Annotated in this window: 23 protein-coding genes and 2 riboswitches; of the genes, 8 read left to right on the plus strand and 15 right to left on the minus strand. The window is 62.5% G+C overall.

Annotated elements, in window-relative coordinates:
- Positions 1–222 precede the first annotated feature (222 nt).
- From MTX19_RS37450 to MTX19_RS37465, 4 genes are all read right to left on the minus strand, one after another.
- Positions 223–1,455, minus strand: coding sequence for a trypsin-like peptidase domain-containing protein (locus MTX19_RS37450; RefSeq protein WP_280981643.1), 1,233 nt, complete (start codon positions 1,453–1,455; stop codon positions 223–225).
- A 158-nt stretch (positions 1,456–1,613) separates the two neighbouring features.
- Entirely contained in the window at positions 1,614–3,074 is a 1,461-nt protein-coding gene (locus MTX19_RS37455) for a PQQ-binding-like beta-propeller repeat protein (protein ID WP_280981644.1), read from the minus strand.
- Positions 3,075–3,205: 131 nt separating this feature from the next.
- Positions 3,206–3,532 carry an antibiotic biosynthesis monooxygenase family protein gene (locus tag MTX19_RS37460; protein ID WP_280975326.1) on the minus strand — a complete coding sequence of 109 codons (327 nt, stop codon included), beginning with the start codon at positions 3,530–3,532 and terminating at the stop codon, positions 3,206–3,208.
- A gap of 19 nt (positions 3,533–3,551) precedes the next feature.
- The gene (locus tag MTX19_RS37465) at positions 3,552–4,742 is read right to left on the minus strand and encodes an NADH-quinone oxidoreductase subunit D (RefSeq protein WP_280975325.1); all 1,191 of its coding nucleotides are present in this window, start codon (positions 4,740–4,742) and stop codon (positions 3,552–3,554) included.
- A gap of 54 nt (positions 4,743–4,796) precedes the next feature.
- Between MTX19_RS37465 and MTX19_RS37470 the strand changes: the two genes are divergently transcribed.
- The 3 genes from MTX19_RS37470 to tal are packed head-to-tail and all read left to right on the plus strand — an operon-like array spanning position 4,797 to position 7,990.
- Positions 4,797–5,882, plus strand: coding sequence for a hypothetical protein (locus MTX19_RS37470; protein ID WP_280985745.1), 1,086 nt, complete (start codon positions 4,797–4,799; stop codon positions 5,880–5,882).
- A gap of 40 nt (positions 5,883–5,922) precedes the next feature.
- A complete protein-coding gene (locus MTX19_RS37475; RefSeq protein WP_280981646.1) occupies positions 5,923–6,816 on the plus strand; it encodes an NAD(P)-dependent oxidoreductase in 894 nt (297 codons plus the stop codon).
- A 49-nt stretch (positions 6,817–6,865) separates the two neighbouring features.
- On the plus strand, positions 6,866–7,990 hold the full coding sequence (gene tal / locus MTX19_RS37480) for a transaldolase (RefSeq protein ID WP_280981647.1): 1,125 nt from the start codon (positions 6,866–6,868) through the stop codon (positions 7,988–7,990).
- Positions 7,991–8,251: 261 nt separating this feature from the next.
- Here the strand turns inward: tal and MTX19_RS37485 are convergent, their stop codons facing one another.
- From MTX19_RS37485 to MTX19_RS37505, 5 genes are all read right to left on the minus strand, one after another.
- Positions 8,252–8,401 carry a hypothetical protein gene (locus tag MTX19_RS37485; protein ID WP_280981648.1) on the minus strand — a complete coding sequence of 50 codons (150 nt, stop codon included), beginning with the start codon at positions 8,399–8,401 and terminating at the stop codon, positions 8,252–8,254.
- 83 nt (positions 8,402–8,484) lie between these two features.
- A complete protein-coding gene (locus MTX19_RS37490) occupies positions 8,485–8,976 on the minus strand; it encodes a hypothetical protein (RefSeq protein ID WP_280981649.1) in 492 nt (163 codons plus the stop codon).
- Positions 8,954–9,208, minus strand: coding sequence for a hypothetical protein (locus MTX19_RS37495; protein ID WP_280981650.1), 255 nt, complete (start codon positions 9,206–9,208; stop codon positions 8,954–8,956). Before MTX19_RS37495 ends, MTX19_RS37490 begins: the two co-directional genes overlap by 23 nt.
- A 2-nt stretch (positions 9,209–9,210) precedes the next feature.
- Positions 9,211–9,393: a hypothetical protein gene (locus MTX19_RS37500; RefSeq protein WP_280981651.1), complete on the minus strand. Its 183-nt coding sequence runs from the start codon at positions 9,391–9,393 to the stop codon at positions 9,211–9,213.
- 37 nt (positions 9,394–9,430) lie between these two features.
- On the minus strand, positions 9,431–9,877 hold the full coding sequence (locus MTX19_RS37505; RefSeq protein ID WP_280984625.1) for a DUF2267 domain-containing protein: 447 nt from the start codon (positions 9,875–9,877) through the stop codon (positions 9,431–9,433).
- 376 nt (positions 9,878–10,253) lie between these two features.
- Here MTX19_RS37505 and MTX19_RS37510 point away from each other — a divergent pair, with 376 nt between their 5' ends.
- From MTX19_RS37510 to MTX19_RS37520, 3 genes are all read left to right on the plus strand, one after another.
- The gene (locus MTX19_RS37510) at positions 10,254–10,688 is read left to right on the plus strand and encodes a CBS domain-containing protein (RefSeq protein WP_280981652.1); all 435 of its coding nucleotides are present in this window, start codon (positions 10,254–10,256) and stop codon (positions 10,686–10,688) included.
- A gap of 66 nt (positions 10,689–10,754) precedes the next feature.
- Positions 10,755–11,219 carry a YbhB/YbcL family Raf kinase inhibitor-like protein gene (locus MTX19_RS37515; protein WP_280981653.1) on the plus strand — a complete coding sequence of 155 codons (465 nt, stop codon included), beginning with the start codon at positions 10,755–10,757 and terminating at the stop codon, positions 11,217–11,219.
- 245 nt (positions 11,220–11,464) lie between these two features.
- Entirely contained in the window at positions 11,465–11,656 is a 192-nt protein-coding gene (locus MTX19_RS37520) for a hypothetical protein (RefSeq protein ID WP_280975316.1), read from the plus strand.
- Positions 11,657–11,934: 278 nt separating this feature from the next.
- Here the strand turns inward: MTX19_RS37520 and MTX19_RS37525 are convergent, their stop codons facing one another.
- The 4 genes from MTX19_RS37525 to cobU form a co-directional block, all read right to left on the minus strand.
- Positions 11,935–13,416, minus strand: a complete 1,482-nt coding sequence (locus tag MTX19_RS37525) for a PepSY domain-containing protein (protein ID WP_280981654.1) — start codon at positions 13,414–13,416, stop codon at positions 11,935–11,937.
- Positions 13,417–13,418: 2 nt separating this feature from the next.
- A complete protein-coding gene (locus MTX19_RS37530; RefSeq protein WP_280981655.1) occupies positions 13,419–15,686 on the minus strand; it encodes a TonB-dependent siderophore receptor in 2,268 nt (755 codons plus the stop codon).
- A 103-nt stretch (positions 15,687–15,789) separates the two neighbouring features.
- Positions 15,790–15,988, minus strand: a riboswitch (cobalamin riboswitch).
- A gap of 110 nt (positions 15,989–16,098) precedes the next feature.
- Complete coding sequence (bluB, locus tag MTX19_RS37535) at positions 16,099–16,731, minus strand: 5,6-dimethylbenzimidazole synthase (protein WP_280981656.1); 633 nt, start codon at positions 16,729–16,731, stop codon at positions 16,099–16,101.
- Positions 16,732–16,858: 127 nt separating this feature from the next.
- A complete protein-coding gene (cobU, locus tag MTX19_RS37540; RefSeq protein WP_280981657.1) occupies positions 16,859–17,362 on the minus strand; it encodes a bifunctional adenosylcobinamide kinase/adenosylcobinamide-phosphate guanylyltransferase in 504 nt (167 codons plus the stop codon).
- Between the two features lie 127 nt (positions 17,363–17,489).
- Between cobU and cbiB the strand changes: the two genes are divergently transcribed.
- Positions 17,490–18,431, plus strand: coding sequence for an adenosylcobinamide-phosphate synthase CbiB (cbiB, locus tag MTX19_RS37545; protein ID WP_280985746.1), 942 nt, complete (start codon positions 17,490–17,492; stop codon positions 18,429–18,431).
- 11 nt (positions 18,432–18,442) lie between these two features.
- Positions 18,443–19,408, plus strand: a complete 966-nt coding sequence (cobD, locus tag MTX19_RS37550; protein WP_280981658.1) for a threonine-phosphate decarboxylase CobD — start codon at positions 18,443–18,445, stop codon at positions 19,406–19,408.
- Positions 19,409–19,412: 4 nt separating this feature from the next.
- Here cobD and MTX19_RS37555 read toward each other — a convergent pair whose 3' ends face one another.
- A complete protein-coding gene (locus tag MTX19_RS37555) occupies positions 19,413–20,861 on the minus strand; it encodes a cobyric acid synthase (RefSeq protein ID WP_280981659.1) in 1,449 nt (482 codons plus the stop codon).
- 25 nt (positions 20,862–20,886) lie between these two features.
- Positions 20,887–21,537 carry a cob(I)yrinic acid a,c-diamide adenosyltransferase gene (gene cobO / locus MTX19_RS37560; protein WP_280984626.1) on the minus strand — a complete coding sequence of 217 codons (651 nt, stop codon included), beginning with the start codon at positions 21,535–21,537 and terminating at the stop codon, positions 20,887–20,889.
- Between the two features lie 42 nt (positions 21,538–21,579).
- A riboswitch (cobalamin riboswitch) is annotated at positions 21,580–21,789 on the plus strand.
- The last annotated feature ends 23 nt before the right edge of the window (positions 21,790–21,812 follow it).

Here is a 21,812-nt window from a genome sequence, read left to right on the forward strand (position 1 = left end):
GCGGTTTGCTCTCCACCGCACAAGCCCCTCGGGTACGACACGACGGTTATGCGTGTTGGCGAGGCTTGCCCTGGCCATCAGTTCCTCCGTCAAGCTGGCAATGTGCCCAAGGGAACGCCCGGGAGCCCGCGCACAGGCGCCTCGCGATGCAGAGTTTAAGGTCATCGCTATGCACCGGGCCTGCACGGGGGAAGCGGACCAATCAGATGCTTCGACCGCCGCTTATCGTGGATTGGCTGGCGAAGAATTGGATTGATCGGGCAGCCGGTCCAAGGTCACATTTAATGAACTCTCCTGCCCATCTCGAACCATCGCCAGTTGGACCGAGGAGCCGGGCGACATCGCATGGATCTTCCTTGTCAGATCGTTGGCAGTCTTGATCGGCTGCCCGTCGACTGATGTGATCACGTCACCCCTCTTTAGTCCGACTTTCGCGGCAGGGCCGCCGTCGCGAACATTCGCAACAATCGCACCATGGGGATTGCTCATACCGAGACTGTCCGCGATGTCGGGAGTGACCGATTGAACCTCGGCCGCTATCGATCCGCGCGTTACACTCCCCTTGTCCTTCAGTTGGGGTATCACTGATTTGGCGGTATCGGCCGGTATTGCAAAAGCCACTCCCGCCCAGCCTCCGGATGGCGAAACGATCATGCTGTTGACGCCGATGACCTCACCGCTGGTATTGAAGCTCGGTCCTCCGGAGTCACCGGTGTTGATAGGAGCGTCGATCTGGATGAATCCTTCGGTCGGGCCAGTCTCGATTTCACGCTCGCGCGCCGAAACGATCCCCGCTGTGACTGTTCCGCCGAGCCCGAACGGGCTGCCTGCGGTGAGGACCCAATCCCCCACGCGAGGAGGCTGGTCGGCGAGCCGGACGTAGCTGAAGTCCGTGCGCCCATCGACCTTGATCAGGGCAAGATCGCTGAGCGAATCCGTCCCGACGACTCGCGCCTGATAGGTCTTGTCATCATTCGTCCGGATCTGGACGGTCTTGTTGTGTTCAACAACGTGGCTGTTTGTCACGGCATAGCCGTCTGATGAGATGAAGAAGCCTGATCCAACCGAAAGCGATTCGCGAGTATTCGGTGCCTCCCCTGGGCCCGACCCGTCAGGTTCCGGGACCTTTTCGTCCTTTGGAGCACGTTGACCGGGGACGCCAAACTGGAAGGGTTGACCGGGAAGCATCTTCCGCGTCGCTGTGGTCCTGGAGATAACGCCAATCACCGCGGGTTGCACTTTTTCCGCGAGTTCGGCAAAGCTAGGCAGGCCGTCACGCTTGGTATCCCCGGTATCCGCGACATGATGCATCCACGCCGGCGCCCCTGTGGATCCGGCGAAATCGGGTTGCGCCTGCGCGATACTTGCGCTCACCAGGATTGCAGGAGCGACAATGCTCCCTATGACCGATGCTCGGCGGTAGCTGAAGGACAGGTTTGGGTACTCCATTCTCATGTCCGTTTCTCGTTGCTGCCCAGCCGCCTACCATTGTTCCCGAGGTTCAACGATTTGCCGAGTGGGCTGTTCCTATCGCGCTCACTGAGACCAGTCGCGTGAGCGTGTGCAAACTGCACGTCCCACACAAGCGCCGCGAGGCTCAGAACGTGCGAGGCTCAGAACTTGAAAGCGTAAACGCGTTCATCGGCGCCGACGTACAGACGGTCCTTTGTCGCGATCGGCGTCTGGAAGCGTCTAAGACCGCGCAAGGTCTCGCTGGCATAGATCTGCTCGCCCGTATCGCCGCGGAACGCGTGCAGCCGATCGTCGCCTTCAGCGCCAAGTATCCACACGATCGGATTGGAATGCCCGTCCGTGGTGGTCACAATGGGGGAACCACGGCCGCGGAGCGCGCCGCACCACGCCGTGGCCACCGCCGGCCGAGCGTCAGCCGTGATCTTTAGCACTGTCAGTTCATGACCCCGATTCGACGGGCACTGCGCTCCTGAAGCCCGGAACGCAACAAAGACATCGTTGCCGGCGCGATAGGAGGCAGGCGAGGTGATGATCGATGACTGCGATACTTCCTTGACCGCCAACTGGCCACCAATGCCACCGAGATCATGTCGATCCAGAAGATAAGCCTTGCCGTCCTTGCCCAGCGCCAGGATCAGGGCTCGGTCGCCGCCCGCGCCGGGAACGTCGAGAGGAAGCGGATTGGTACCTCCGAGATCGACATCGCCGGCATCGAGTGTTTTCCAGTCTGATGGAGCGAAATAATTCCTCTTGTCGTCACTGCGGCGCAGGTCTGCTCCGACATGAAACACGGCTTCGCCGTCGCTCCAGGTTTGCGCGCCCATCGTGTTGCCGGTCGTGAAATAGATGTCATGTCCGATCACGCTGAGCCCGCCAGGCGACCAGCTGCCACCTCCGCGCGCCCGCGTCGCGAAGCTCGTCAGCTTGCCCGGGTCGCGCAGGGAAATTCCGACAATCCAGCCATGATAATTCCCGCAATCGCCGAAATGGCCGCCGAAGGCGACGTAGAGCGTGTCGTCAAGCAATGTGAGCGCCGCGCGCTGGTTCTGCACGCGCGGATCGAAATGCCGCCCCGACCTTTGCAGCGCGCCGGCGACATCGACCGGCCAGCCCGGAAGGACGCTGCCATCCTTTGTCGAAAGCGCGAACACCTCATGGCTCGGTCCGCTTGCCCGCTCGACCGCCGCATCGAAATAGATGGCTTGCGTTGCAGGATCGATCACCGGTGTGCCGGTGATGCCAAGCGGATTGATATTCCCGCACGGCAATGACGACGCTCGTACGGGACGCCCGACCGCGCGTCTCCACAGTTCCTCTCCGGTCGTCGCGTCCAGGGCATATACGACGTCGTCCTCAGTCGCCACGAACAGCATCCCGGTGTTCGCTCCAGGAGGACGCCAGTAAAGCGGCTGGGCATACGTCGATCCCGCGATACTCGCCTTGAACGTCCCGTCGATCTGGACCGACTTGGCTTTCTCCCAGGAGAGCGCCGGGACGACATAGTGGCCGCTTCGGCTGTTATCCGCGTGGTAGGTGAGGACTGAACTGTCTTGGGCGCGGGCCGATGGCGGTAACAGCACAAGCGAAAGTACAGCAGCCATCAGAGCAATTGAGATTGAGGGGGCGCGCAGGCTATTCGGGTGCCCGACCACCCTGGCGCTCCGCGTCCACCAACATCGCGAGCCGTTCGCATCATCCTGGCGCGTCGCTCTCGCGCCCAAGAACCGCGAGCTCACCGTCGATCACCAAGGACCTCGGCAATTTCATAGAGATGCGGATCGATCACGTCGGTCACGCTCTCGAACTGGCTCCAGGCTTTCCGAAATTCCGGCGATTGGTGCGCCGCTCGGAGCAGGTCGCGCGTTTCCCATTGAACATAGTTCACGATCCGGCGCCCATCGAGGCTTCGATGCAAGCTGATTGAAATGAACCCCGGCTGACGCTGCATGAACCGAGCGCGCTCCGTCATGACCGACAGTGCTTCGGCCTGCTTCTCCGGTTCAGCTTCGATGATGGTGATTTGCGTGACTGGCCGTTGCTTGATTGCGGGACGCGGCATGATGATCTCCTTTCCAGCATTAGCGATCGATCTCTCCGAAAACGATATCCAGCGAGCCGATGATCGCCGCGACGTCGGCAAGCAAATGGCCGCGACAGAGCAGGTCCATCGCCTGCAGATGTGCGAACGAGGGCGCACGGATCTTGCACCGGTAAGGCTGGTTCGTCCCGTCCGAGACCAGGTAGACGCCGAATTCGCCCTTGGGGGCTTCTACGGCCGCATAGACCTCGCCGGCGGGCACGCGAAAACCCTCCGTGTAAAGCTTGAAGTGATGGATGAGGGCTTCCATCGAACGCTTCATCTCACCGCGGCGCGGGGGAAAGACCTTGTTGTCTTGCACGGCGACCGGCCCCTGCCCATCCGGCTCGCGGAGCTTGCTGATACACTGTCGCATGATGCGCACCGACTGACGCATTTCTTCCATGCGAACCAGATAGCGGTCATAGCAATCGCCGTTCTTGCCGATCGGAATGTCGAAATCCATTTCCGGATAGCACTCGTAGGGCTGCGCCTTACGCAGGTCCCAGGCTGCGCCAGAGCCGCGCACCATGACACCCGAAAAGCCAAGCTCCCAGGCTTGCTTCAGCGTTACCCTGCCGACGTCGACATTGCGTTGCTTGAAGATGCGAAGTCCCGTCAGCAAGCGATCCAGATCATCCACTACGTGCAAGAACGGTTCGCAAAATGCTTCAATGTCATCAATCAGCTTCGGTGGCAGGTCCTGATGCACACCACCGACGCGGAAATAGTTGGCGTGCATGCGAGCTCCAGATGCCCTTTCGTAGAACACCATCAGCTTTTCGCGCTCTTCAAATCCCCACAAGGGCGGGGTAAGCGCTCCGACATCCATCGCCTGGGTCGTGATGTTGAGAAGATGGGACAGCAGGCGTCCGATTTCACAGTAGAGCACGCGGATCAGCTGGCCACGGCGCGGCACTTCGAGGCCAAGCAGCCTTTCGGCAGCAAGGCAGAATGCATGTTCCTGGTTCATCGGTGCGACGTAATCGAGCCGGTCGAAATATCCGATCGCTTGCAGATAGGTCTTGTGCTCGATCAGCTTTTCGGTGCCACGATGAAGCAAGCCGATGTGAGGATCGACGCGACGGACCACCTCACCATCAAGCTCCAGCACGAGACGAAGCACTCCATGAGCTGAGGGGTGTTGCGGACCGAAATTGACGGTGAAATTGCGAAGGCCTGCTTCAGCCATGGCAAACTCGCGGTTATGACGCCGGCGGATCCGCGGACCGGCGTAGCTTGATGCATGGTACTGCTTGGCGCGGGAACCTCGGAGCACCTGGCGCCGCCATGTGCATTTCAATGGCGCCGACGGCTAAAGGTCGCTTGCGGACCGTACAACGTAGCCCCATCCGGACACGGGTCGTCGGATGAGCAGTATGGCGTCGAACGCGGCCCAGCCCTGGTTGTTCCTAAAGCCACGCACGGCCCGCGCGGGGAGTTACGCAGCCTCATCACCCTCCAGATGGAACTCAGGAACGCCTGCACCTGCATTCCGTTAGCCGGGTGCAACACGCACAAGATTTTGAGCACGATTGGCCGCGAGATGGTTTCTGTTGGACGCAGACGCGGCGGTCGTCAGGCTGAGGCTTCGGAGGACATCGTCGAAAAAGGCGACGTCTTTTTTGCCTACCGACCGCGGGTCGGGGAACACAGGGCCGAAGGTTTGGCTGACGTCCAGCGCTATTACATGGTGATGAAACCGGAAAAGCAGCCGCGGCTTCGCGTGGCTGTGCTCGGTCGCAAGAGGCTGCCCGAAGCCCGTAATCATGAGCGCATATGGGGCTTCATCGAGGCGATCGAGACCGGTCTGGACGTCGAGGAGGAATTTCGAACGCATCGTTGCGCGACCAGGACGCGCGGCGAGCGCACGCTGCCGCCGGTTCGGCCGGCCTGCGAAGGGATTTACGCGCTGATCAGGCGTGACCGCAATCTGCACCTGACCTATGAGCTCGAACTGCCGGAGCGGCCGGGCGAGGTTCAGGAGGAGCTGAATATCGAGCGTGAGGCGGCATACATTCTTTCCATCAAGAACCCCGACGCCGGCTCGCCGCCCGGCGCTGGACTGCCGGAACGGGAAGAGGCGCGCTATCCCAAACCGCTTGAGAAGGAATTCCGCGGCCGGCGCTTTGCATCGGAGGACCCGCACCTTTTCGACTATGAGGGCGCCGAGTTCATCCTCATCGGTGCACGCGCCGACCCCGAGCGCGCCTATGCGGTCGACATCGAGACCGAGCACGAAACCGCCCGCAGTGCCTACATCTTCCGACAGCTCAAGATGGCGCCGCGCGAGCATCCGATCGGTCCGCTGATCAGAGGTGAATGGCGATAGCCGAGGCTCCTGTGGAGCGAGGACTTGCGGAGGAACAAGGATGGAAGTTGGCTTCATCGGGCTAGGGGCCATGGGATCCGCCATGGTGCATCGCCTCATCGAACTCGGTCACCATGTGCGGGTCTGGAATCGCTCGCCTGAGCCCATCGACAGCATCGTGCGAATGGGAGGGCATCGCGTCGACACGCCGCAGGATGCGCTTTCCGCACCAGCCGCCATCACGATGCTGGCCAATGATGACGCCGTGCGCTCCGTGCTGCTGGAGAGCGGTGCGCTGCGCGCATCCCCGCGCGGGCTCGTCCACGTGGTGACCGCCACGATCTCGGTCGATCTGGCGAAGCAGCTGGAGAAGGTTCACAACGAGTGCGGGCTCGCTTATGTGGCGGCACCGGTGCTCGGCCGGCCCGATGTTGCGGCGCAAGGCGGGCTGCACGTGCTTACGGCGGGAGACGCATCGGCAATTGCATGCGCCCAACCGCTGCTCGATGCCATAGGCAAGAAGACCTGGCACGTGTCGGACCAGCCGCATAAGGCCAATGTTGCAAAGATCGCCGCCAACCTGCTGCTTGCATCCGCGATTGAGACAATGGCTGAGGCGATCACGCTCGCGGAGCGCCATCAGCTAGATCCAGCACGCATGATGACGGCGCTTACGGGAAGCTTGTTCTCAGCTCCCGTGTATCGGACATACGGCGAGCTCATCCTGAATCGGACATTCGAGCCGGCCCTGTTCAAGGCGAGTCTCGGCCTCAAGGATATGAACCTGGCCGTATCCGCGGGCGAGTCTGCCGGTGTTCCATTGCCTGTCGCCGGCCTGGTGCACGATTCTCTCCTCGACGCCATCGCACACGGCCACGGTGAATCCGACTGGGCCGCCTTGGCCACCGCATCGTCCCGTCGGGCAGGTCTCGGCGGCAACACCAGAAGACATTGATGCAGGGTTGTACGCCCTCTGCTCCTGATCGAACTAGGAGAACGAACACATGAACCGAACGGTCGAGCTCTTGGCGCAGGGACAAAGCTGCTGGATGGATGATCTCACCCGGCGAATGATCCGCAGCGGCGAACTGGCGCAGCGGGTCGGCGAGCAAGGCCTGCGCGGCATTACATCGAACCCGGCGATCTTCGAAAAGGCGGTCGCGGAGGGTGCCGACTATGACGAGGACATTGCCCGGGCATCCGCTGAAGGCCAGTCCCCGGCTGGCATCTACGAGCGGCTGATTACCGCGGACGTCCGGGACGCCTGCGACATCCTGCGTCCAGTGTACGAGGAGACCGACGGCGTCGACGGCTTTGTCAGCCTGGAGGTGTCGCCTCACCTCGCTCACGACACCGAGGCCTCGATGGAGGAGGCGCGCAGACTGTGGAAAGAGGTCGACCGGCCCAATCTCTTCATCAAGATCCCGGGCACTTCGGCAGGCGTTCCCGCCATCGAGCAGTTGCTGTTCGAAGGCATCAACATCAACATCACGCTCTTGTTCTCGATCGCCCGCTACGAAGGGGTGGCTGAGGCCTACCTGCGGGCGCTCGAACGACGGCTGGCGGCCGGCCGATCGGTCAATCGCATCGCGTCGGTCGCAAGCTTCTTCCTCAGTCGCATCGACGTGCTGGTGGATCGGCTGTTGCGGCAGCGCATCGTGCCGGACCGCCCTCCTCTTCATCCTGATCCGCGCGCACTTCTGGGCAGGGTCGCGATCGCCAACGCCAAGCTCGCCTATCAGGCCTTCGTCCGTCACCTGACGAGCAACCGCTGGATGGCGCTTGCCGAGAACGGCGCGCGTCCCCAACGAATGCTGTGGGCGAGCACCAGCACCAAGAACCCGGACTATCCGGATCTGATGTATGTCGCACCGTTGATCGGCCCGATGACTATCAACACGATGCCGCGCAAGACGATTGCGGCGTTCCAGGACCATGGCACGGTGCAGGCAACAGTTGAGCAGGGCGTGCCGGACGCGCAACGCGTGATGGCCGACCTCGAGCGACTCGGGGTGTCGTTCGGTCTTGCCGCCGCCCAACTCGAGAACGATGCGGTCCAGAAATTCATCGATCCCTTCGATTCGCTGCTCAAGCAGCTCGCCGCCAACAGCGAACGGGCCAGGGCCTAGCGGTCAAGCCAGGGGCAAGGGTGAGGCGAGAAGCGATCGGATCTTCTGGCCTTGCTCAGCGCACTCGGCAATCGAGCCAAGGATGCCCGAGCCAAGCATGCCGCGAAGGATGCCGTGAACTCGACCGCTCCGTGCTACGCCGTCACATTGGACGAATCCCATATGTCATCGTCGTAACAGCCAAGTTAAGCGATCTGGCGATTGACTCCGAGGACGAATTGATCGCCGCCTGGCGGCGCTGGCTTCGGCGCAATGCTCTCCCTAGCCGCGCCCCTTGTTGGCGACGTGGTCCTGCAGTTGCTCGGTCTCGATCCATTTCCTGTCCTGGCCCCGCTCACGCGAATGCTTAGCCTTGTCGCGATTGGACAGAACCGTGTTCTCACCGATCAGATCGTCCCGTAGGTTGCTCAAACCTCCGCTCCCGGCTCCTTTGCCCTTGCTTGTTGCTCCGGACCCGAAATGCTTTCCCGCTTTGTTGGTCATGCGCTCGACCCTCACAGCTTCGGCCGTCCTTTCATCGTCCCGTTTCCCATTTTGGGGTGGTTGTGCTTGTTGTGCCGGCTCTCCTGATTGAGACCGCCGCGGCTCACCGGAAATTCGGACTGCCGCGCATTCCGTTTGGGACGCCGAGTAACACTGTTTTCCTCCAGGCGGGCAATATCCTGCCCGACTTGCCGCGCATCAGGAACGTCAGGCTTCCGTTCCAGAATCCGCAACTGCTGCTCGTGAGTAATCCTTCCCTGCAGCTCGATCGAACGGGAAGGACCGCCATGGTCTGAGCCGCGACGCGAGCGGCCTGCGCGCCGTCGCCGTTTCTCGACACCACCTTGCGGATTGGTATCGTTCTCGACGTCACCTTCGAAGGTATTTTCGCCTTCCAATGCATCGACATCGTCGGGCCGCGCCTGCGCCATTGTGACGCCCTTCGATCCGCCAATCAGCGGATTGCGATGGAGATCTGTATCAATCGGCTTCTTCAGTTTCACATGCCTGCTCATGAGACCCTCTTCGCGGTCGCCGCGTTCCTCCGCCCTTGTCCGAAGGGCGATGAGCATGATGGAGGTCGCGTTCGCCACCACCACCAGATACCTTACTGTGCCGCCGCAGAGGATCGTCCGCGGTCGGCTTCCTGATTTCGAGTGCGGCCTTTGCGTTCTCGTGCGCGGCCCCAGGGCCGCCCTGCCGGATGCTCGCGCGTGTCTTCGTGGAAGTCGACATTGCTACCGGTCCTGCTGGTATCCTTGGTGGGTCGTGTTCTGCCTTGTGTTGCCCTGGTGTGCCTGTTGATCGGGCCTTTCGATCTGCTTTTTCCCGGTTTGAGCCTGATGCGGATTTCCCGATTTCGGATCACCGGAACCCTTGTGGCTTTGATTTTCATAGGGAACTGGAGGAGGCTTCGTCATCGTTTGCTCCCGGGGCTTTTCCTTGGCTTCGTGCGCGTCACGCGGCTGACGAGACACCTTGCGCCGGCCATAGCGCACGAACCTCCTCGGGTAGCGAATGCCGGACCTTCTCGGCCTGATGAGGATCGATGTGGTGATTCAACACGCGGAACACCGCACGTGCCGCATCGGCCGCATTGACCGGCTTATCGGAACTCATTTGCGCCGCTATGAGCGCAAGGAACTCCTCCTGCGAGCGCCACGTTCGTGGCGTCTCGCTCGGCCGCCACTGTTCGAAGTAGGTACCGCGCACCAGGATCGGCAGTTGCGCTCCAAGATGAACAGCGAGATTGAGCGGGACGCGATCACGCACCGTTCGTAACACCGCACCCAGGACATGCCATGCCAGCTGCTTGTCGCGAGGCAGCGACGCCATCATTTCATCCAACCATACGTTCGTGAGATGGATCGTTCTGTCGAATACATCGAGACCTGTTGCGCCCATGGGATTTATCCATCGTTGGTCCAACATGGGGCCAATACGACTTCCGCGAATAGGTTCCGAGGTGTTGATATCTGGAGTGTCGATATTTGGGGTGTTGATATTCGGGGAAGATGGACAAGATAGAACAAGAAAGTCGTAGCCAATCGATGTGCCATTTTTCATGGATCGCTGGCCCGCCCCATCCTTTGGTTCCTTCGAAGCACACTTTGCTCGTTCGAAAAATTCGCGCCAATGGCGGAACGCCTCCCTGGAGGAGATCGAGTCACCCCACCTGACGCGTTCTTGGCGCGAGGGGCGGCGAGAAACCGGGCGGCGCGCAGGACGTTGATTGGGCAACCGGGGAAAATCGTCGATGCAGGCTTGAGGAGACATGCATATGCAGGTGCACGAAATCATGCGGCAGAAAGTAGAGATTGCCGATCCGAACATGACGATCCGGGATGTTGCCCGCAAAATGCGCGCAGGGAATATTGGCTGCTTGCCCGTCGGTGAGAACGACCGACTGATCGGCATGATCACAGATCGCGACATCGCGGTACGGGCAGTCGCCGATGGCCGCGCGCCGGGAAATACGTCGGTTCGCGATGTTATGTCGGAAGGTGTCGGGTACTGCTTTGAAGATGATGATGCAGAAGCGGCGGCGCAGATCATGGCCAAGCATCAGGTCCGACGCTTGCCGGTACTCAATCACGACAAGCGGCTGGTCGGGGTGATCGCGCTTGCGGATCTCGGCCGATCTGAGGCGCGCTCGGCGCAAGGCGCCCTGCACGGCGTCTCCGAGCCGACCGACAAGGAACGTCGCCACATCTAGGGAGGTTTGCGGCAGCAAAGCCGTTGGCGACGGCGATGCGATTGACTACAGCAGAAGGAGGCGGTCATGACGTTCAGCTTGACAAGTCCTGCGTTCCGTGACGGCGATCAGATTCCGGCGAAATACACCGCGGATGGCGAAAACGTCTCTCCGCCTCTGGAGTGGTCCGACCCGCCGGCGGAAACCAAAAGCTTTGTGCTGGTTGTCGAGGATCCCGATGCGCCGTCCGGTACGTTCCGCCATTGGGGCCTCTATAACATTATGGGCGAGCGATCGATGTTGCCGGAGGGCGTTGGCCACGGCGCGAAAACGGAGAAACTGGGAAAGGGTGTCAACGATTTCGGCGAACCGCGTTACCGCGGCCCCGCGCCGCCCAAGGGACACGGAACACATCACTATCATTTTAAGCTTGCCGCGCTGGATGTTGACGCGTTGTCACGAGCCCCCAAGATGTCCGTCGAAGACATCTGGAAAGCCGCCCAAAAGCACACGCTCGCTCAAGCTGATCTGGTCGGGACTTACAGCCGCTGACGAGTCCTTATGGAGAGAGATGGTCGCCATAGAGAGATGAACACGGTTCTTGTGGCAGTGGTCTCTATTGGCCTTCGGACAACGGTTCGCTCCAAGCTGCGGCGTGCGGGGATGCGCCAATCAGCTCTCGGCAGTGCGGTCGCGATGATAGGCGATCATCAGCCGCCGCTATTTCTGGCCGCCTGTCCTGCAACTCATCAGCGGGGCTGCGTCTCGATATAGGCTTGGTGTGCCGGAGTGGGATTATGAATGCAAAACACGAGCGGAGTTTTGAAGAGGCCGCGGACCTTGTCCTGCATGCAGAAGCAGCGAACCGCTATTTGAATGAGCTCTGCGCGGCTTGTGCAGATGGCGACAAGTCCGCGGCGCGAAGGTATTTGCGCGAAGCGATCAGCGAGCTTGATATTGCACGAGCCCTTCTACGCACCGGGCTCTAATGACTCTCCGCAACGCCTTCGGAACTTCTCTGCGCGTCGGATGACGGCCGAGCTCTGCGAGGTCCGCCCGATGGGGCCGGCAACTTATTCGTTGACGAGACTGCCGCCGCACAAGGGAAGCTCGGAGAGGGAACCTGTTCGCGACCGAAAATCGCGCTAGAGCATGATCCGGAAAAGTGTGTAGTGGTTTTCCGAAAAGATCATGCTTAAACGAGAAGCTAAAGCGCGATGACGATTCAACGCAATCTCATCGCGCTTTAGGTGTCGCGCTGCATGCCTTACGGCCGGTCTCGATCGCCTGCGGGCGCCAGACGCCGTCGCAGCCGTCGGCAGCCGATCACAATGCCGCTGGTCGACACGATCGTGCCGATCAGCGAGAGCAGCCAGACCACGATGTCGCGCGATGGGGCGCAGCGCAGCAGCAGCGGAAAATCGAGGCTGTGCAGCGCGTTGAAGAGCCAGCGATAGGTGCGGCGTCCATCATCGCTGCGATCGAGGATCTCGGCGGTGACGGGAGAAATGTGCAGCCAAGTGTGGACGGGATCGGCGAAGCCGATCCGCAAGACGGGAAACTCGCGCTCATGGTGGAGCGTGTACCAGTAGGCGTCTGATACATCGATCCGACGCGAGAACGCCATCGTCGCGTCGGAGATTGCGCGGCGCGCGGCTTCGATGATCTGATCGTGCGATAATGTTGTCGGCGCGGCCGTCGTCGGCTCCGCAAGACTCCGACGGCCATTGTTATCATCGAGCACCATCAACGGCCGCCCACCGACCCAGACGAATTTCGCCTCCACGGCCGCCGTCGAGGGTGTCGATTGGAAGCTGGTGGCGATATCGGGCGCGTCGTGCCCGCTATATCTGGCGGCGATATCCCTGGTGATGCCGCGGCGGGAGAACGCCTCCCCGGGATTGAGCGACAGCCAACCGCTGAACATCCAGGTGAACACGAAGATGCCGCCGATCAGGCCGGCGATGTGATGCCAGGCCATCCAGCCGCGATACGGCGAGACGGTGCGGCGCGCGTAACGGCGCGTCAGCCGCAGCCGGAGAATGCCGATCCAGAAGCCGGTGACCGCCACGACGAGGCATATGCCTGAGATCCACAGCACGACCTGCCGCCACAGCGGACCGTCCTTGCGCAGGACAGTCGGATAGATCCAGTGCGGGATCGAGCCGAGCCAGTTCCAGACGCGCTCCTGCCGCGTCGTGTCGAGCGCGATCTCGCCGGTGCGGGACGAGACGTAAAGCTCAGTGCCGTCACGATCGCCGAGCGCGATCAGATAGAGCGGCCGCAAGGGATCGAACCGCGCCGTGACGGACCATTGATCGCGCGTCACGGTGTCGAGCAAATGCGGCTGCGCCGCATGAGGGTGATGGCCGGCAATCGCAAGGGCTTGGTCCGCCGTGATCCCGTCAATGACGCTGCCGTCGATTGCTGAAATGGTGATGGGGTGCTGCCCCCACCCGGTCACCCGATAGATCGGCATGTCAGACATCATCGAGAGGCGCAGGTCGCGCGGATAATGCTCCATACCCGCGATCGCCATGGCGCGATCCGGTGCGATCTGCACCTTGTTCCAGGCAATAATGGGAAGCGCGGCGAGGCGCTCCCGATCGGTTAGGCGCGGAAAGGCCACGTACATCATCACAAGGCCGGAGATGAACCACATCGCGAACAGCAGGCATGTCGCGATGCCGATCCAGCGATGGATGACATAGAGCCATCGCCGTCCGCGCCGGATCAACGCGCTGCGCATGCTCAGAACTTCACGTTGACGGACAGTTCCGCGGTGCGCGGCATGCCCAGGAGCCACTGCCCTGTACCGTTCGAGGTCACCGCGTAAACCTTGTCGAACAGATTGTAGACACGGAACGCGACTGTGGTGCGGTCATCCGGCCTCCACCTGATACCACCGTTGACCACGTTGTAGCCCGGCCGCAACTGGGTGTTGGCAAGATCGGAGTACATCTGACCGACGAATTGCACGCCGCCATAGACCGACCAGTTGGGCGCGAAGTCCCAGGTCAGCCAGATGTTGGAGACCTGCTGCGGCACGTTGACCGGAACATTGCCGTCATAGCTCACGATCCTCCCGCCGACCACCTGACTGTTGTTGTCGTATCTGGCGCGCAGCAGCGCTAGGTTGGCGTCGAGGCGCCAGCCGTCGTTCAGCGCAAGGCCGATCGATCCCTCGATCCCGCGGGATGATTGCTGGCCGATCTGCAGCGCCAGCCCGGTGGGATTGCTTGGATCGGGAATCGTCAGGCCGGTCTTGACGATTTCATAGGCCGCCAACGTCCACTCGCCGCGGCCGCCCCAAAACGACTGCTTTACCCCGATCTCGGTCTGCTTGCCGACGGCGAGCTGGAAGGTCTTTTGCGTGGTCGGCAGCGAGATGAGATTGGTGACGGGATCGACGCCGACCGCATATTGACCATAGAACGCGAGGTTCTTGATCGGCTCATACACGAGGCCGGCGCGCCAGCTGGTGCCCGACAGCGAAACGTCGAAGCTGTTCGATGGCACCTTGTCATCGGTGCGATCGACTTCGGGACGATCATACCGGACGCCAGTGACGAGTGACAATTGATCGGTCAGCGAGAGCCGGTCCTCGGCGAACAGCGCGTATTGATTGACGATCGCGTTGAAGCCCGGCGCGGTCGCCGTCGTCGTCGCGAAGAACGATCCGGGATCGAAGACATAAGGATTCACCGACGACGCGCCGCCATAGGGCGAGTTGTTGGTGTGGGTGAAGTCGATCCGGTTGACGTCGAACCCGGCAATGAATTGGTTCGCAAGGCCGAAGATGTGCCCGCTGAGGGTCGCATCCATCCGGTTGCCGAGTTGCTTCTGGTCGTGGAAGATTTCGATATAGCTGGAGCGATCGATCAGCTGCGTCTTCGGATTCCAGGCGTAGTTTTCGACGTCGCGCCAGTGCCGCTCGCTGGTCAGATAGTAGAGCGTGTTGTTGATCTTTACGCCGTCGGCAACGTCCCATTCGGTCTTGAACTGGCTCCAGCTGTCCTGATAGCGAATGGTGCTGTCTGATGCGTTGTAGTTCTTGAAGCGCAGCGCATCCTGGATTGTGCCGTTGATCAGCGGCGTGCCGAAATAGCGCGACGGGCTGCGGTCGCCATAGTTCTCGGAGAGCGTGAAGGCGAGATTGTCGGACGCCTGCACCCGCACCGCGGCGGAGACCACCGCATTCGAGGTCGTGTCGCGATCGACCCAGCCGTCCGACATGTTGCCGGTGGCATTCACGCGGTACGACACATTGGGGTTGATCGAACCGCCGCTGTCGACCGCGAGCCGTCGCGTCATGTTGCTGTCGAGCGAGACCTCGGCTTCGTTGTAGGGCGTCGCGAGCGGCTTTTTCGGGATCACGTTGATGACGCCGCCGATCGCGCCTTCGCCGTACAGCACCGAGGCCGGACCGCGCAGCACCTCGATGCGTTGCGTCGACCAGGTGTCGTATGGGAACGTCAGGGTTCCGGAGCCGATATAGAAGCGCGTGCCGTCATACAACGTCATCACCGAATTGCTGCCGGCGAAGCCGCGAGTACTGAACGACAGGCCGCCATTGCCGGGAGCGGGCGTTGCGATGAAGCCGGCCGCGTTCTGGGTGACGGCATCGATCACATTATGCTGACCGCGTTCGGCGATGGTCTCCGACGAGATGACCTCGACGCTGGCCGGCGTTTGCAGCGGTGTCAGGTTGAGGCGGCTGCCGGTTCCTTCCGGCTTGGTGGCATTGAGCGTCGGCGATGCCGATGCGGACGACGCGGCTGGTTGCGATGTCCCGTGCGCTCCCGGATTTGCTGCCGGCCTCGGCCGGGACCGCGCGGCGGCGGTGCTCTTTCGCGAAGAACGTTTCGGCTTTGCGGCGGCGGGAGGCGAGACCTGGATCGGATCCAGCCTGGTTGATGGAGCGGTCTGCGCCCAGCCTTCGGCCGGCAGCAGCAGCGATGACAATGAGCAAACGAGGCCAAGGCGCCATCCGAGCGCGATGGAGGAAAATGCGGACATGAAGGGACTCGCGGTTAACGTGGCACGTCACCGCGAACGCGGACACCGCATGCCGAAAGGCAATGCGCCGATCCCCACCAGGACGCCCCGCCCGATGTGCTCGCGTGTGACCACGACTGACGGCAGGTCTCCTGGCTCACGGGTTATCGCCTGTCGACGCCTTCCCGGGCAGCTTGGCCCAGTGGCACATTGACGAAAGGCTCGCCGTTTACAGTTGCGGGGACAGCTACGGCCTTGGGCTCACACCCGCACCGCATTCCCTTTTGATCTCCCGAAGGAGAACCGTCGCGATCAACATAGTTTTATTTGGAAACAACTGTCAACAATTCGGCCGCGACCGCTCTAACTCAGAGTACTCCTGTAGTGGAGTAGGCCTTCGCAACGAAACGCCAAAGCGCGGCGACGCGGACCGTCAGCGTCGAACTGTGAACTCACCCGAGCTTCGTCGCGATTCCCATTTCGCCTGCTCGAGCTCCGGCCGGTCGCACTCTGTCTCGGGGTAACCGATACAGAGATAGCCGATGAACTTCCAGGACACCGGCACGTCGAGAATGTCGTGGATGCGGACCGGATTGAGGATCGACACCCAGCCCAGTCCAATGCCTTCCGCACGCGCGGCAAGCCACATCGAGCAGATGGCGGCGACGACGGAATATTCGGTCGTTTCTGGCATCGTCGCGCGTCCGAGGCCCGAACCAATGCTGCTCGTCTTTTCCGCGAACACGGCCAGATGGCCCGGAGCCTCTTCCAGGCCCGACAGCTTGAGCGCCGCATACTTTGCTGCGCGCTCGCCCGAATAGGACTGCAACGCCTCTGCATTGCAGGCCTTGAAGTCATCGAGCACCGCGCTGCGCCTCGCCTTGTCCTCGACGATGACGAACCGCCACGGCTGGCTGAGGCCGACCGACGGCGAAAGGCAGGCCGTCTCGATCAGCCGCTCCAGGGTGCCGTGCGGCAGCGGATCTCTCCGAAAGCGCCGCACGTCGCGGCGCCACACGAACAATTCGTGCAGTTGCCGGCGAAACGTATCGTCGAATGAGATCATCAGGATCGTCGTCCGGTCTTGAGGAGAGCAGCTGGCAGCAGGATTGTGATCCTGCCAAGCCGCGCGAACGCGCCAAGCATATCACCGATCGGGCACGCCGGGCTTTTGCGAAGCGCGATGCGATGCCTCATTTGAGCTTCATCGGCAAGCCTGCCACGACAAATTCCACTTCGTCTGCCACGCCAGCAATGGTCTGATTCATGAGGCCGGCAGCATCGCGAAAGGCCCGCGCGAGCGCATTGTCGGGCACGATGCCGAGGCCGACCTCGTTGGTCACCATGACGACAGGGCTGTGCTGGCGCGGCAGCGCGGCAGCAAGGCGATCAATCTCACGTGACCAGTCGCGCTCCGCATGAAGAAGGTTTGAGAGCCACAGCGTGAGGCAATCGACAAGCCTGGCGCCGCCACCGTCGGTCTCGACCAGTGCCTCGACGAGGTCGAGCGGCACCTCCCGTTCGATCCAGTCGTTGCCTCGCCGCGCGCGGTGGCTGGCGATGCGCTCAACCATCTCCGCATCGAGGGCTTCTGCCGTGGCAATATAAACGGGCTGCCCGGAAAACGAGCGCGCGCGGAGCTCGGCGCGCCGGCTTTTTCCCGATCGAGCTCCGCCCGTTATCAGAATGACGGCCATCATGATCTCCTGTCGGGCCAGCACTAATCACCAAACGCGGTGAAAGACAAAGCCGAAATCGGTCGCGCAGGGCTTGCGCTCACGCGGGGTCTTGCGCATCAGGAGAGGTCGAGGCGGGAGATGGTGCGTGAGCTTTGCGGGAGCGATGGCGGTGGCCATGGTTGTGGATGCTCTGATCGGCTGGCCGGCGTGGCTGTTCGCGCGTGTCGGCCATCCCGTGACCTGGCTTGGCCGGCTGATCAGCGCCGTCGATACCGGCTGGAACCGGACATCTGCTCCGCCCGCGCTGCGTCGCGCGGCAGGTATCGCGGCCGCAACTCTGGTGATCGCGGTGGCAGCGGGACTCGCTTGGGCGATTCAGATCGTGCTCCCCGCAGGCTGGACCCGCATCGTCCTGGTCGGACTTCTGGCATGGCCGCTGGTTGCCTTGCGTTCGCTCCACGACCACGTCGCTGCGGTCGCAGACCTGCTGGCGGCCGGCGATATCGCCGGTGCGCGCATGGCGGTATCGCGCATCGTCGGGCGCGATCCCGCAACGCTTGATGATGCCGGCATTGCGCGCGCGACGATCGAGAGCCTGGCCGAGAATGCGTCCGACGGAATCGTCGCGCCGGTGTTTTGGGGCGCGCTGTTCGGGCTGCCCGGCATTGTCGGTTACAAGGCGATCAACACGCTGGATTCCATGATCGGCCACCGCACCGCGCGGCACGGGGTTTTTGGCTGGGCCGCGGCCCGCATCGACGATCTCGCCAATCTCATCCCGGCGCGCCTCACCGGTCTCCTTTTCGTGCTGCTCGCCCCGCGGCTCTCGCAGGCGTGGTCATGCATGTTGCGAGACGCGAGCCGCCATCGCTCGCCGAACGCCGGCTGGCCGGAAGCCGCCATGGCCGGCGCGCTCGGCGTGCGGCTCAGCGGTCCGCGCATCTACCACGGCAGCACGGCGAACGAGCCCTGGCTGAACAAGGACGCGCGCGATCCCGTCGCCGTCGATATCCGCCGGGGACTGAATCTCTATCGTCGCGCGATGATGCTGTTGGCCGGGGTGCTCGCGATCCTGGCTTTCGTGTGAGGAGCAACTCAATGCCTGAGCATGGTGGAAATCTTGATGTCGCGCAGCGCCGTTTCGGCGGAGGCACGGAAGACTGGATCGACCTGTCGACCGGGATCAACCGGCTGCCCTATCCGTCGGTCGACGTGGAGCCGCCCCTGTGGAGCGCGTTGCCATCGCGAACCGACATCGAATCGCTCCATGACGCGGCACGGCACGCCTACGCCACCGATGCGCCGATCGTCGCGCTGGGTGGCGCGCAAGCGGCCATTCAGTTGCTGCCGCATGTGTCGTGTCGCGGCCGGGCGCGCATACTTGCGCCGACGTATAATGAGTACGCCGCAGTTCTTTCGGCCTCCAGCTGGGACGTCGCCGAGGTGTCCGATCTCGAAGCCCTCGCGGGCGCCGATCTCGCCGTGGTCGTCAATCCCAACAATCCCGACGGGCGACGCCACGATCGCAATAAGCTGCTGGCGCTTCTGCCGCGTGTCGGCCGGCTCGTGATCGATGAGAGTTTCGCCGACGCCGTACCCGGCCTGTCGCTTGCATCAGAGGCTGGGCGCATTGGGCTCCTGATCCTGCGTTCGTTCGGAAAATTCTACGGGCTCGCCGGTCTGCGGCTCGGCTTCGTGATCGGCAGCGCGCAGGAGATCGCAGCGCTTGCGGCGATGGCGGGCCCATGGCCGGTTTCCGGTGCTGCGATTGCGATCGGACGACGCGCATTGCGCGACAGTACCTGGAAGACGGCCACGTCCACGCGTCTGGCGAGCGACAGCCTCAGGCTCGACGCGGCGGTGCGATCGCAGGGTTGGACACTGGTCGGCGGCACGCCCTTATTCCGGCTCTACGAGACCGGCGACGCTCTCGCCGCGCAGGAGAGGCTGGCCCACGGCCAGATCTGGTCACGTGTCTTCGAGCAACGCCCGGGATGGCTGCGCCTCGGCCTGCCCGGAAGCGAGACGGAATGGTCCCGCCTCGCCGCGGCGTTGTCGCGCTGACGATTCACCGCGCCAATGCAAGCAGCCCGTCGACGTCGAGATGGGCTTCGATGTGATCGGCGAGCGCATTGAGCGCGCCATCAACCCTGGCGCCGTACGCCTGATCCGCGGCGGGAATGTCGAGTTGCGCGAGGAAAGCCTTGCGGAAATCGTCTGACGCGAACAGGCCGTGCAGATAGCTGCCGTGGACGCGTCCATCGCCGGACACAGCGCCTTCCGGCGCGCCGTCAACAAACGCGAACGGCCGGGCCCGATCCGGGCCGTCGGTGTGGCCGATGTGGATCTCGTAGGCGCTGATCGGTTGACCGGTGGCGGCATGGACGGCGTCGACGCGTGTCAGCGTCTTCTGCTCGGTCATGACGGTCGCAACATCAAGAAGTCCGAGGCCGCGCGTTTCGCCGGCGGAGCCTTCGATCCCGTCCGGGTCGGCCACGCTGTGTCCGAGCATCTGGTATCCGCCGCACAGCCCCAACACATGCCCGCCGCGGCGACGATGTGCCAGAAGATCGATGTCCCAGCCCTGTGCGCGCAGGAAGGCGAGATCGCTGCGCGTCGATTTCGAGCCGGGCAGGATGACGAGCCTGGCGTCGCCCGGAATGGCTTCGCCGGGACGCACCATCACGAGATCGACGCCCGGTTCGAGCTTGAGCGGATCGAGATCGTCGAAATTGGCGATGCGCGACAGCGCAAGAAACGCGATCTTGCACTGGCCGGGCTTGCGCGCCTCGCGGAGCCCAAACGCATCTTCGGCCGGAAGCTCGCCGGCGCGGACGAACCAGGGCAGCACGCCAAACCCGCGCCATGACGTGCGGGCCTCGATCAGCCGGTAGCCGTCGTCGAACAGCGTCGGGTCGCCACGAAACTTGTTGATGACGAAGCCGCAGATCATCGCGGCGTCCTCGGGATCGATCACCGCCTTGATGCCGACGAGCTGCGCAATGACGCCGCCGCGATCGATGTCGCCGATCAGCACGACCGGGACGTCGGCCTTGCGGGCAAAGCCCATATTCGCGATGTCGGCCTTGCGCAGGTTGACTTCCGCAGGACTGCCGGCCCCTTCGACCAGCACGAGATCGGCGCGATCCTTCAGCCGCGCGAAACTCTCCAGCACGGCATCCATCAATGAGGGCTTCATCGCGGCATATTCCCGGGCGCGCGCCGTTGCGACGCGCTTGCCCTGCACGATGATCTGGGCGCCGACATCGCTCTCCGGCTTCAGCAGCACCGGGTTCATGTCGGTATGCGGTTCGACGCCGGCGGCAAGTGCCTGCAGCGCCTGCGCGCGTCCGATCTCGCCGCCATCGACGGTGACGGCCGCGTTGTTCGACATGTTCTGCGGCTTGAACGGCAGCACGCGCAGGCCGCGTCGCTTGGCCGCGCGCGCCAAGCCCGCGACGATCAGCGACTTGCCGACGTCCGAGCCCGCCCCCTGGATCATCAATGTGCGCGCCATCGCCTTTGCGTGCCCGGCTATGCTGTCAGAACTCGACGCCCGGTTGGGCCTTGATGCCGGACCGGAACGGATGCTTCACAAGCGTCATCTCGGTGACGAGGTCGGCGATCTCGATCAACTCCTCCTTGGCGTTGCGCCCGGTGAGCACGACATGCGTCATCGGCGGCTTCGACGTCTTCAGAAAATCGACGACATCGGCGATCGCCAGATAATCGTAACGGAGCGCGATGTTGATCTCGTCGAGCACGACCATGCGCAAGCTTGGATCGGAAATCAGTTGCTTGGCCTTCTCCCAGCCGGCTTGCGCGGCGGCAATATCGCGCGCACGATCCTGCGTTTCCCAGGTGAAGCCTTCACCCATCGCGTGGAATTGACAGAGGTCGCCGAAATGCCCGGTCAGCAGGCGGCGTTCGCCGGTATCCCAGGCGCCCTTGATGAATTGCACGACCGCGCAGGGGAAACCGTGCGCCACGCAGCGGACGATCATGCCAAAGGCGGAGGATGATTTTCCCTTCCCGGCCCCGGTATGAACGATGATCAGTCCCTTCTCACCGCTCTTGGTAGCCATGATTCGATCACGGGCGACCTTCTTCTTGGCCATCTTGGCGGCATGGCGGGCATCCAGCGCAGCCTCGGAGCCGCCGGCTTCGTCCTCGGCGGCATCTCGTTCAGACATCATCTGACGTTCCTTCGGCTTGACAAGTTCCGGGCTTGGACGAATGGTGGGCCCTGCGTTGGTGCCTGTCCTACGACAGGCGAAGAGGGAATGCGATAGGGCTCAAGTCGGCCCAAAGCGCAGCCGCCCCCGCGACCGTGACCGGAGAGATGCCCAAAGCCACTGATTCCCAACGGAATCGGGAAGGCGGGGATCGAAGGGAAGCCCCCTGCTCCGCAAGCCGGGAGACCTGCCAGCGCGGCAGTTGAGACCAGCGGACGGGGTGTTCCGCGACG

Origin of the sequence: Bradyrhizobium sp. ISRA464, from assembly GCF_029910095.1 — a bacterium.
Taxonomy (GTDB): domain Bacteria; phylum Pseudomonadota; class Alphaproteobacteria; order Rhizobiales; family Xanthobacteraceae; genus Bradyrhizobium.

Coding starts and splice junctions, on each gene's coding strand:
- MTX19_RS37500 (WP_280981651.1), bottom strand. CDS start 9,393: ATGACGAAGCCTCCTCCAGTTCCCTATGAAAATCAAAGCCACAAGGGT.
- MTX19_RS37475 (WP_280981646.1), top strand. CDS start 5,923: ATGGAAGTTGGCTTCATCGGGCTAGGGGCCATGGGATCCGCCATGGTG.
- cobO (WP_280984626.1), bottom strand. CDS start 21,537: ATGTCTGAACGAGATGCCGCCGAGGACGAAGCCGGCGGCTCCGAGGCT.
- bluB (WP_280981656.1), bottom strand. CDS start 16,731: ATGATCTCATTCGACGATACGTTTCGCCGGCAACTGCACGAATTGTTC.
- MTX19_RS37520 (WP_280975316.1), top strand. CDS start 11,465: ATGAATGCAAAACACGAGCGGAGTTTTGAAGAGGCCGCGGACCTTGTC.
- MTX19_RS37505 (WP_280984625.1), bottom strand. CDS start 9,877: ATGGGCGCAACAGGTCTCGATGTATTCGACAGAACGATCCATCTCACG.
- MTX19_RS37510 (WP_280981652.1), top strand. CDS start 10,254: ATGCAGGTGCACGAAATCATGCGGCAGAAAGTAGAGATTGCCGATCCG.
- MTX19_RS37455 (WP_280981644.1), bottom strand. CDS start 3,074: ATGGCTGCTGTACTTTCGCTTGTGCTGTTACCGCCATCGGCCCGCGCC.
- MTX19_RS37460 (WP_280975326.1), bottom strand. CDS start 3,532: ATGCCGCGTCCCGCAATCAAGCAACGGCCAGTCACGCAAATCACCATC.
- MTX19_RS37470 (WP_280985745.1), top strand. CDS start 4,797: ATGGTACTGCTTGGCGCGGGAACCTCGGAGCACCTGGCGCCGCCATGT.
- cobD (WP_280981658.1), top strand. CDS start 18,443: ATGCCTGAGCATGGTGGAAATCTTGATGTCGCGCAGCGCCGTTTCGGC.
- MTX19_RS37495 (WP_280981650.1), bottom strand. CDS start 9,208: ATGTCGACTTCCACGAAGACACGCGCGAGCATCCGGCAGGGCGGCCCT.
- MTX19_RS37555 (WP_280981659.1), bottom strand. CDS start 20,861: ATGGCGCGCACATTGATGATCCAGGGGGCGGGCTCGGACGTCGGCAAG.
- MTX19_RS37465 (WP_280975325.1), bottom strand. CDS start 4,742: ATGGCTGAAGCAGGCCTTCGCAATTTCACCGTCAATTTCGGTCCGCAA.
- MTX19_RS37515 (WP_280981653.1), top strand. CDS start 10,755: ATGACGTTCAGCTTGACAAGTCCTGCGTTCCGTGACGGCGATCAGATT.
- MTX19_RS37525 (WP_280981654.1), bottom strand. CDS start 13,416: ATGCGCAGCGCGTTGATCCGGCGCGGACGGCGATGGCTCTATGTCATC.
- MTX19_RS37450 (WP_280981643.1), bottom strand. CDS start 1,455: ATGAGAATGGAGTACCCAAACCTGTCCTTCAGCTACCGCCGAGCATCG.
- MTX19_RS37530 (WP_280981655.1), bottom strand. CDS start 15,686: ATGTCCGCATTTTCCTCCATCGCGCTCGGATGGCGCCTTGGCCTCGTT.
- cobU (WP_280981657.1), bottom strand. CDS start 17,362: ATGGCCGTCATTCTGATAACGGGCGGAGCTCGATCGGGAAAAAGCCGG.
- tal (WP_280981647.1), top strand. CDS start 6,866: ATGAACCGAACGGTCGAGCTCTTGGCGCAGGGACAAAGCTGCTGGATG.